Origin of the sequence: Sporosalibacterium faouarense (assembly GCF_016765695.1) — a bacterium.
Lineage (GTDB): Bacteria > Bacillota > Clostridia > Tissierellales > VENL01 > Sporosalibacterium > Sporosalibacterium faouarense.
On sequence record NZ_JAETGO010000016.1, the window covers coordinates 1 to 9,677 of the forward strand.

The following is a 9,677-nucleotide window of genomic DNA, read 5'->3' on the forward strand; positions in this document are numbered from 1 at the left end:
AACTTTCGGGGGGGATGAAGCAAAGAGTTGCACTAGCAAGAGTCCTGGCAAACTATCCACAGATGATTCTTATGGACGAGCCATTTGGGGCTTTGGATGCATTAACTAGAGTTAGTATGCAAACATTAATTCGTAATATATGGAAAGAAAATAATACTACGATTTTATTTATTACCCATGATATAGACGAAGCCTTATCCCTTGGCACAAGAATTATTGTTATGTCAAAACGTCCTGGAAAGATATTAAGAGAGTTTAATACTGATTTTACACATACAATATTTGCTAATAATCCAAAACATGTAGTATACACAGAAGACTACTTTGATGTAAAAAATGAAATCTTAGATATTATCAATAGTCAAATTGATGAATAAGCATGAACATAGAAGAAACGGCGATTTTTTTCGCCGTCTTTTTATAATGTAAATATAAAAATTAATATTTCATGTTTCTATTTAGAATGACAACTGGAGATTACTTGTGTAAGAGGTACTTTTTCAAGAGTTTATATATTGTGATAATATATTGCTTTCATTTATTTCTTTATATATACTATTGAATGAGAAACATTATTTTCATGATTATGTTAATTACATTATTAAATAGTCTAGAAAATAGTACAAGCTATAGCCTTATAGCCGTTATATTTTCTGAAGATTCAGATAGAAAGTTTAAGTTTTTGACTAAGAGATTTAAGTTCATCTATTTCTTACTCCAGTGTTTTTAAATTATACTTTAGATATACTGATATGAAGTAAATAAGAAAATTTATTAGAATCGGAGGTGTAGACATGAAAAAAAGCATTGAAAATAAAATAGCTGTACTTTTGCCATATGACGAACTTTTAAAATTTGCGGAAGAAATCTCTAGAGAAACTAATATAGAAATTATAATAAAAAAAATAAGTACAACAAATGTCACTAAAGTAGCAAAACAAATGAAAAAAAATGGCGTAGAGATTATAATTGCACGAGGCAACCTAGCAAAAGAAATTAAAAAAACTGTGGATATTGAAGTGATTACTGTTGAGTTGACAGGATATGAATTTTTAGAAGCATTATATAAGTATAGAAATTTTGATCAGCCAATAGGGATTGTAGAGAATAAGGACTTTATATATGGATGTAAAAAAATTAATAAAATGTTAGGACTTAAATTACATTATTACCAAGTAAACAATGTAAACGAATTTGAGAGTCAAACTAAATATGCTATTGAAGATGGAATGAAACTATTAATTGGAGGAAGCTGGGGAATTGAAATTAGAAGATATCTGGAGAATTATGACATTAACTATGAAATGCTCCGCTCACAAAAACCGTCAATAAAACATGCTATCGATACTGCTATAACATTATTTCATGCAAAAAGACGTGAAAAAAATAGACATAAAATTCTTAAGACAGTACTAGATTTTTCAAAAAGTGGAATAGTTGTAGTCAATCATATAGATGAAATTACTAGCATTAATCCAACAGCAGAACAAATTTTAAGAATAGATGAAAAAGCATGCATTGGATGCAAAAGTTCTGAAGTACTGCCAAAGTTACAATTAAAGGATGTCATAAAGTCTACTAAAGCTGAAATGGGTAGCATAGAAGATTATTTTGGGAGTTCTATGATAGTCGACCGAGTTCCTATGGTAGTAAATTCTGAAGTTAAAGGGGCTATTGCTTTCATTCAAAAGGCTACAGAAATTGTTACTATGGGAGGAAACTTAAGACAAGATTGGGTGCAAAGGGGTTTAACCACAAAGTATACATTTAACGATATTATAGGTGATAGCGCTGCTATTGTTTCTACCATTAGTTTAGCAAAGAATTACAGTCATACTGACTCTACAGTATTAATTACAGGAGAGACTGGAACTGGTAAGGAATTATTTGCCCAGTCGATTCATAGTGAAAGTAGACGTAGGAACACCCCTTTTGTTGCTATAAACTGTTCAGCATTACCTTCAAATTTGTTAGAAAGTGAATTATTTGGGTACATAGGTGGAGCATTTACAGGAGCTAAGAAAAGTGGAAAAACTGGACTTTTTGAACTGGCGCATAAAGGTACAATCTTTCTTGACGAAATTGGAGAAATTGATAAAAGTATGCAAACAAAATTATTACGTGTACTACAAGAACAAGAGGTAATGAGAATTGGTGACAATCGTATAATACCAATAAATGTAAGGATTATAGCAGCAACTAACAAAGATTTGTATGATGAAGTCCAGCAAGGAAACTTTCGAGAGGATTTATATTACAGATTAAACGTCCTTAACCTGTATTTACCGCCGTTAAGAGAAAGGAAAAGCGATATTAAATTTCTAATGGAAAAAATTAGAAACCGTATGAACAAAAAAATAAATTTAATGATAGAAGGCTTTGAATCAGAAGTTATTGAATTGTTTCAAAACTATTGTTGGCCCGGTAACATTAGGGAATTAGAAAACATGATAGAGAAATTATCTGTGATTACCAAATCAGGAGTAGTAGGAGCTGAACTAATCCCTTTTATTAGAAATTGCATGCATGATAATGTGTCTGATTATAATGAAAATACAGAGCAAACACTTGCATGTATGGAAATTGAAGCAATAGGCGATGCACTTCGGCGAAATCATGGAAACAAAACCCATGCTGCAAAACAACTTGATATAGATAGAACAACATTAATAAGAAAAATGAAAAAGTATGGGTTATAATTTCAGCAAAATGAAAGCTATGGCATTATGCTACAGTAACTGTAGCATAATGCCATAGCTTTTCCAATATCTTGTATCTTAAGCATATACGTATAAGTTTTTGTACTAAGGACGAAAAATTGAGATTAATTTAATATTACAACAATCATATATAAAAAAATTTAAGGGATTAATGGCTTTATAGCATGATAATTAGATAAAAATTTGTCAAATTATGAGAAGTAAAAAAATCACAATATATGAAATCATTATGAATTTATACCAAATATAAGAGAGAGTTTTTAAGATTGGCATGCTTATTGCTAAATTATAATAGTGACCGGTCAAAAAATAATATTTTACTAATATCTAAATAGCTATTTAATAAATTAGGAGGTAAGTATTATTATGAAAATACTTGATAATGTAAAGAAAATTCCAGGAGGATTAATGGTAGTACCTCTGCTGATTGGAGCAGTAATCAATACATTTTTTCCTCAAATTATGGAGCTAGGAGGACTGCATAGTGCATTCTTTTCTAAAGCAGCTGCAACTCCTGCTATTGCTTTTTTCTTAGTGTGTGTAGGATCACAGATAAATTTTAAAAACGCTCCTGAAGCAATAAAGAGAGGAGGAGTCTTATTAATTACTAAATTTCTTGCTGGAGCATTATTCGGTTATGTTGTTGGTAGAATTTGTGGACCCACTGGTTTTCTCGGAGTTTCGACATTAGCTATCATTAGTAGTGTAACAAATTCTAATGGTGGATTATTCATGGCATTGATGGGAGAGTTTGGAGATTCAACTGATATAGCTTCTCAGGCTGTTATGAATATTAATGATGGACCCTTTTTAACTATGGTAGCTTTAGGGGCCACAGGAATGGCAAATATTCCATTTATGATATTATTGGCTGCTATTTCGCCTATTTTATTTGGATGTATTCTTGGAAATTTGGATAATAAAATAAGAGAATTTCTTGCACCTGGTCTATCTATTCTAATTCCATTCTTTGCATTCGGTCTTGGTGCTGGTATTAAACTTACTAATGTAGTTTCAGCTGGATTCTCAGGTATACTATTAGGAATTATAGTTATAGTTGTCAGTGGAATCCCTATGTTTTTTGCTGATCGTTATATAAATCGTCGTCCAGGATACGCTGCTGCAGCGGCTTCCAGTGCTGCTGGGAACTCTGTTGCCACACCTGCAGCTGTGGCTTTAGCCGTACCTGCATTTGAACCTTTAGTAGAAATTGCAACTACACAAATAGCAGCTGCAGTTATTGTAACAACAATTCTAACCCCACTTATAACTACATTTGTTGCTAAGAAGGTTGGCTCTGCAAGAACAGAAAAAGAAGTACTTGAGAGTTAAGTTGAAAAGAAAACGTTAACAGTAGGGTGAAATCTCTGCGTCATTGATATTAAATAAAGGGTAGAACTATTTTAAATATTTTAATTTCTCTACCTTTCGAATATTAAATGAAATTAAGAAAGGAAATGAAAATTATTTTTATTATTGCATGAATTTACAGTAGAGAGGGAGATAATGATGAAAGCAAATACGATTATGTTAAATAATAAGGACAACGTAGTTACAGCGACCTGTAATATCAAAAAGGGAGAAACTATAGCATATTTAAAAGATGATAAAATGCTTACAATTATGGCTGTTGAAGACATTCCTATATGGAATAAAGCAGCAATTACTTCCATAAATAATAAGGGTTTTGTGATAAAGTACGGTGAAACTATTGGAGCAGCAGTAGAAGATATTACTGAAGGCTCTTGTGTGTCTCATTTGAACATTGTTAGTCTTCCTAGAGACTATACAAACGAAATGAAATAGGAGGTATTAATTATGAAATTTATGGGATATAAAAGGCCAGATGGGAAAATAGGTATTAGGAATCATATTCTTATACTTCCAACATGTGCTTGTGCAAGTGAAACTTGTCGCATTGTAGCTTCTCAAGTTAAAGGAAGTGTAAACATTATCAACCAAGCTGGATGTGCTGAAGTTAAAGGAAATGAGGATATTACGCAGAGGGTACTTACTGGATTTGCAGCAAATCCAAATGTATACGGAATTGTTGTAATAGGTCTTGGATGTGAAAATCATCCTCATAAGAGTGTAAAGGCTTCTATTGAAAAAATTACTAATAAGCCTGTAGTTTCTTTTGGAATTCAAGATGAAGGTGGTACAGTTAATACAATAAATAAGGCTGTTAAGGCAGCACACTTAATGTCTACAGAAGCATCAAAGTTAACAAGAGAAGCTTGTGATATATCTGAATTAATGTTGGGGATTGAATGTGGAGGTTCTGATGCAACTTCAGGAGTATCTGCTAATCCAGCAGTGGGAAATTTAAGTGATCGTTTAGTTGATCTTGGCTCTTCAGCAATGATAAGTGAGACTCCCGAATTTGTTGGAGCAGAACATATTCTTGCACGAAGGGGAGCAACAACAGAAATTCATGATAAGATTATCACTATCTGTCGCGACTATGAACAGCATTTAGCGGGAGTTAATCAGGACTTAAGAACAGGCCAGCCTACCCCAGGAAATAAAGATGGAGGTCTTTCCACTATTGAAGAAAAATCTCTTGGATGTATTTATAAAGGAGGAACTAGACCTGTTGTAGAGGTAGTTAATTATGCAGAAAGACCTACTAAAAAAGGAGCCATTATTATGGATACTCCGGGATACGACATTGCTTCTGTAACTGCCATGGTTGCTGGAGGATGCCAGGCCATTATATTTACCACTGGAAGAGGGACCCCTACTGGTCACGCTTTAGCACCTGTTATTAAAATTACAGGCAATAGTGACACTTATAAAAAAATGATTGACAATATGGATATTGATGTGAGTTCTATTATTACAGGAGAGAAGTCAATCGAGGAAGTTGGAGGTATGTTACTAGATGAATTAATTGAAGTAGCTAATGGAAAGACGACTAAAGCAGAGTCTTTTGGTTTCTCTGATATCTGCATAGATAGAATTTGTAGATTTATTTAGCAATACATTTAAACCTAAGTAGATGTAATATTACATCTACTTAGGCTATCTTAATATAAAGAATTTGGAGGGATTTAAAATGGAAAAATGGTTATCTGATAAATGGTACACTAGCAGTTGGAATCATATTAAAGAGGTAAAGAAAGAGTTTAAATTCAATGAAAATATCAAGATTCATGATGTTACACTACGAGATGGCGAACAACAAGCAGGTCTAATTTTAAGTAAAGATCAGAAAATTAGTCTTGCAGAAAAAATGGCTGAAGTAGGTATTCATAGAATTGAAGCAGGAATGCCAGCAGTTTCTAAACAAGATTCCGATGCTATTAAAGAAATAGTGAAAAGAAACTTGGGTCCAGAGATTTTTGGATTTGCAAGGTGTATGGTTGAAGATGTAAAAAGAGCTGCTGATTGTGGAGTAAAAGGAATTGTAATTGAAATACCATCGAATGAGCAGATGATAAAAGAAGCTTATGGATGGACACTTGAAAAAGCTATTGATTTATCAATAAAAGCTACTCAAGCAGCCCATGAAGCAGGACTATATACTGTATTTTTCCCAATTGACATGACAAGAGCAAATATAGATTGGGTATTAAAGCTTGTGGAAAAGGTTGCTTCCGACGGATATATGGATGCTTTGGCAATTGTAGATACAGTTGGTGGTCTAGCACCTCATACAGTTCCTTACCTTGTTGATGTAGTTAAAAGTCGTATTAAGAAGCCAGTTGAACTGCATTTTCATGATGATTTTGGTTTGGGTAGCGCAAATAGTATAATGGGTCTGGCAGCTGGAGCTGATGTTGTACATACTACAATCTCTGCTGCGGGAGAACGAGCAGGCAATGCTTCTTATGAAGATATTGCAATGTCACTATTAACTATGTATGATGTGAATTTAGGATTGAATTATTCAGAAATTTACCCTCTATCACAGTTGTTTAGAAGCCTAGTAGATTTTCCAGTGAGACGTAATCGTGGAATTATTGGAGAAGATATTTTCAAAATTGAATCTGGAATCGTTGCTGGATGGTATCAAAATGTTAAAAATAGCAACCCACTTTTAGTGAGTCCTTTTTTACCACAATTAATAGGACACAATAATACGGAAATTGTATTAGGTAAGCACAGTGGCGCGCCTTCAATTGACTATTGGTTAGAAAAAAATAATGTGAAAATTGATGATAAAGATAAAGTGGAATTACTTAATAAAGTAAAATTAAAAGCTTATCAAAACAATAGATTACTAGATGAAAATGACTTTAATGAACTATTGAAGGAATACATGTAGACTATGTTTTTAATATGAAGAGTGCTATAAATTAATATAAGAATATAAAATCTTTAATTTGATGTTAGGTAAAACAGAGCTAATATTGATAAGGTGAAAAATAGCTAGAAAGGAAGCTGATTAAGAATAGAAATCATAGAATAAAGGGGGAATATAAACTATGAAATTACAATTAACATCTAAAGATGTTAAAGAAATAGCCTTAAAATTAGGTGCTGACTTATGTGGAATTGCATCATCAAGAAGTTTTGACCATGCCCCTAAGGGATTCAAACCGAATGATATTTATAAGCAATGCAAATCAGTAGTAACATATGCAAAAAGACTTCCTAGCAACATAATGTATTCCTCTAGTTGTATACCATATACTAAAGTTATGAGTAGGCTTATGGATGAAATAGATAGTCTAGGAATAGAACTTTCTATGAAGCTTGAAGACTATGGAGTTTATTCAATGTTAATTCCTGCCAATGCTCCCTATGAATATTGGGATTCTGATAAGTCTTTGGGTAAAGGAATACTATCTCAAAAACATGCAGCCCAGCTGGCTGGACTCGGAATAATAGGAAGAAATACTCTATTAGTAAATGAGAAATATGGAAATATGTTAGTATTAGGATCAATATTAGTAGATAACCACCTAGAGCCTGATTTAAAAGCGAATAGTACCTATTGTCCCCCAAAATGTAGATTGTGTATTGATTCATGTCCTGTAGGAGCTTTAGATGGCAAAACTGTAAATCAAGCTTCTTGCAGATCGAAGTCTGGAGGAAAAAGCTTAAAAGGACATCCTTTAAAAACTTGCTTTATATGTAGGAAAGTATGTCCTAATATGCTAGGAGTTAAATCGTCTACACTTTAGGGTGCATTTCTATTCAATAGTCGTAAGTTACATCTAAAATGTAGCATCTTAGAAAATGCTAATTCTATATTTTAAGATTGAAGTTTATTTAAGAAAGAACATATGCGGGAATTATTATGTTTTTTAGATACCGAAATTAAGTTTAAAAAGAAAATATAGTGAGATAAGAACTTAATATATCAAACTATTTCTAATGTATAGACATATATATGTTGATGACAAGGAGTCTCTATAAGGGACTCCTTTATATTTAATCATAAAAAATTCATATTTTTTGATTAAAAATACTAATTAATTAAATTTACTGCTTTAAGCCTAGCCATATTTCTATTGTTGATATAGTCATCTATTGTTTTTGGAGCAAAGATATCAGGTTCTATTGTCATTTTGCCGTCTATTCCTTCAACAGCAGTTTTATAGATTTCGGTAGAATAAATATAGTTAATATCTGTATTTTTTAATACTATATCCTTTTGAGATGCAGTACAGCGATAAGTAGAGCCAGTTGGTTCTCCAATAAGTGTACCAATTTCATTATATTTAAGTAATGACACAAAGTGTGCAGTTGTTGAGAAGTTAAAGCTACTAATAAGTGTAAACAAGTTGCCTTCAAACACGTTTGCCTTAGGATTCTGTAAGGTTGCTAGTTTTGAATAGGATATACCATTGGCAGGTACAGTATCAAAATAAGTGTATTTTTTAGGACTAATATAGGAGTATAGATAATCGGAGCATAGTGGGTTTCCGCCTCCGTTATCTTGAATATCTATAATGACATTATTGACACTATTCTCTTTAACTGTTTTAAAAAATTCGTCTATTTTATCTTGGAATACCTTATTATCAACATTAGAATAGTATTCAAAGGTAGGTATTGTTAGGACTGCATAGTTTTCAAAAAACTCAGTAGTTATTTCTCTTGATTCTCCATTTTGTGATTGTAAAATGCCATCAATGGAAGCCCTTAGTTCAGCATCTATAATTTTAGTGGATTTATTAGAATTAGGATCAATATATGTAATTTTAAAGCTTTCTCTATTATCTACATAATCAAAATATACACGACTAAACATTTTATTCATTAATCCATATTTAAATGTTATATTTCGACCGTCGGATGGTATACGGTCTAGAAGTATATCAATAATTTCTTGTGCGCTTTTATTATCTATAGAAATTATTTCAGATCCAACTGGTATGTCTGAAGAATAAACCATTGATCTAACATATAGTTTATCGTCAATGACTTTTATATCTAAGGGCAAGTGACTTTCTTTGCGATTAAAATACTTATTTAGTTCTACACCTGGTAGATCCAAATAGGTGTGACCACAGCCAATTTTCTCCGAGAAACTTGCTAGAAGTCTATAGAATGAAATAAAATCCATTTTGTCCTCAATCATATTTCCATAATAAGAAGCATAGTTATTTAATTCTTCTTCTGAAATATGTAGCATTGGATTTTCTTTTTTGATTATATTGACTACTTGATTTAAATCTTCTAGTAGTTCTTTTTTCTCATAATACTTTTCTTTATTAATATTATGTTGAGTATTGTATGATAAAACGCTGATAATGACTACAACGATTGAAAAGAGAATTATAGCATACTTTTTCATAAGATTCCCCCCCTATTTAACGCTTTCTTAGTAATCCCTAAAAGATATATCAGTTATATCATACCAATTTTTTATTGTCAAGAAATGTAAAATCACAATGATAATCGTCGCAGTATTGAAAGAATTATATGGAAAGCTAAGAGATTTATCTTTTGATAAGACTCCCACTTCTATAAGTGGGAGAGAAGATTTCTCTTCAGGTGGAG

Annotated in this window: 8 protein-coding genes; 7 read left to right on the forward strand and 1 reads right to left on the reverse strand. The window is 32.1% G+C overall.

Annotated features, from left to right (window positions below; translation table 11 throughout):
- From JMO20_RS01735 to JMO20_RS01765, 7 genes are all read left to right on the forward strand, one after another.
- On the forward strand, positions 1 to 377 hold a 377-nt coding region (locus JMO20_RS01735), incomplete at its 5' end, for an ATP-binding cassette domain-containing protein (protein WP_202707575.1).
- Between the two features lie 417 nt (positions 378 to 794).
- Positions 795 to 2,699: a sigma 54-interacting transcriptional regulator gene (locus tag JMO20_RS01740; protein ID WP_202707577.1), complete on the forward strand. Its 1,905-nt coding sequence runs from the start codon at positions 795 to 797 to the stop codon at positions 2,697 to 2,699.
- Positions 2,700 to 3,086: 387 nt separating this feature from the next.
- On the forward strand, positions 3,087 to 4,052 hold the full coding sequence (locus tag JMO20_RS01745) for a 2-keto-3-deoxygluconate permease (RefSeq protein WP_202707579.1): 966 nt from the start codon (positions 3,087 to 3,089) through the stop codon (positions 4,050 to 4,052).
- A 174-nt stretch (positions 4,053 to 4,226) separates the two neighbouring features.
- A complete protein-coding gene (locus tag JMO20_RS01750) occupies positions 4,227 to 4,526 on the forward strand; it encodes a UxaA family hydrolase (protein WP_202707581.1) in 300 nt (99 codons plus the stop codon).
- Between the two features lie 12 nt (positions 4,527 to 4,538).
- A complete protein-coding gene (locus tag JMO20_RS01755) occupies positions 4,539 to 5,699 on the forward strand; it encodes a UxaA family hydrolase (RefSeq protein ID WP_202707583.1) in 1,161 nt (386 codons plus the stop codon).
- A gap of 79 nt (positions 5,700 to 5,778) precedes the next feature.
- Positions 5,779 to 6,990, forward strand: coding sequence for a LeuA family protein (locus JMO20_RS01760; protein ID WP_202707585.1), 1,212 nt, complete (start codon positions 5,779 to 5,781; stop codon positions 6,988 to 6,990).
- A 160-nt stretch (positions 6,991 to 7,150) separates the two neighbouring features.
- Positions 7,151 to 7,852 carry an epoxyqueuosine reductase gene (locus JMO20_RS01765; protein WP_202707587.1) on the forward strand — a complete coding sequence of 234 codons (702 nt, stop codon included), beginning with the start codon at positions 7,151 to 7,153 and terminating at the stop codon, positions 7,850 to 7,852.
- Between the two features lie 287 nt (positions 7,853 to 8,139).
- Here JMO20_RS01765 and JMO20_RS01770 read toward each other — a convergent pair whose 3' ends face one another.
- Positions 8,140 to 9,471, reverse strand: coding sequence for a S41 family peptidase (locus tag JMO20_RS01770; RefSeq protein ID WP_202707589.1), 1,332 nt, complete (start codon positions 9,469 to 9,471; stop codon positions 8,140 to 8,142).
- Positions 9,472 to 9,677: the final 206 nt, after the last annotated feature.

Coding starts and splice junctions, on each gene's coding strand:
- JMO20_RS01750 (WP_202707581.1), top strand. CDS start 4,227: ATGATGAAAGCAAATACGATTATGTTAAATAATAAGGACAACGTAGTT.
- JMO20_RS01755 (WP_202707583.1), top strand. CDS start 4,539: ATGAAATTTATGGGATATAAAAGGCCAGATGGGAAAATAGGTATTAGG.
- JMO20_RS01770 (WP_202707589.1), bottom strand. CDS start 9,471: ATGAAAAAGTATGCTATAATTCTCTTTTCAATCGTTGTAGTCATTATC.
- JMO20_RS01760 (WP_202707585.1), top strand. CDS start 5,779: ATGGAAAAATGGTTATCTGATAAATGGTACACTAGCAGTTGGAATCAT.
- JMO20_RS01745 (WP_202707579.1), top strand. CDS start 3,087: ATGAAAATACTTGATAATGTAAAGAAAATTCCAGGAGGATTAATGGTA.
- JMO20_RS01740 (WP_202707577.1), top strand. CDS start 795: ATGAAAAAAAGCATTGAAAATAAAATAGCTGTACTTTTGCCATATGAC.
- JMO20_RS01765 (WP_202707587.1), top strand. CDS start 7,151: ATGAAATTACAATTAACATCTAAAGATGTTAAAGAAATAGCCTTAAAA.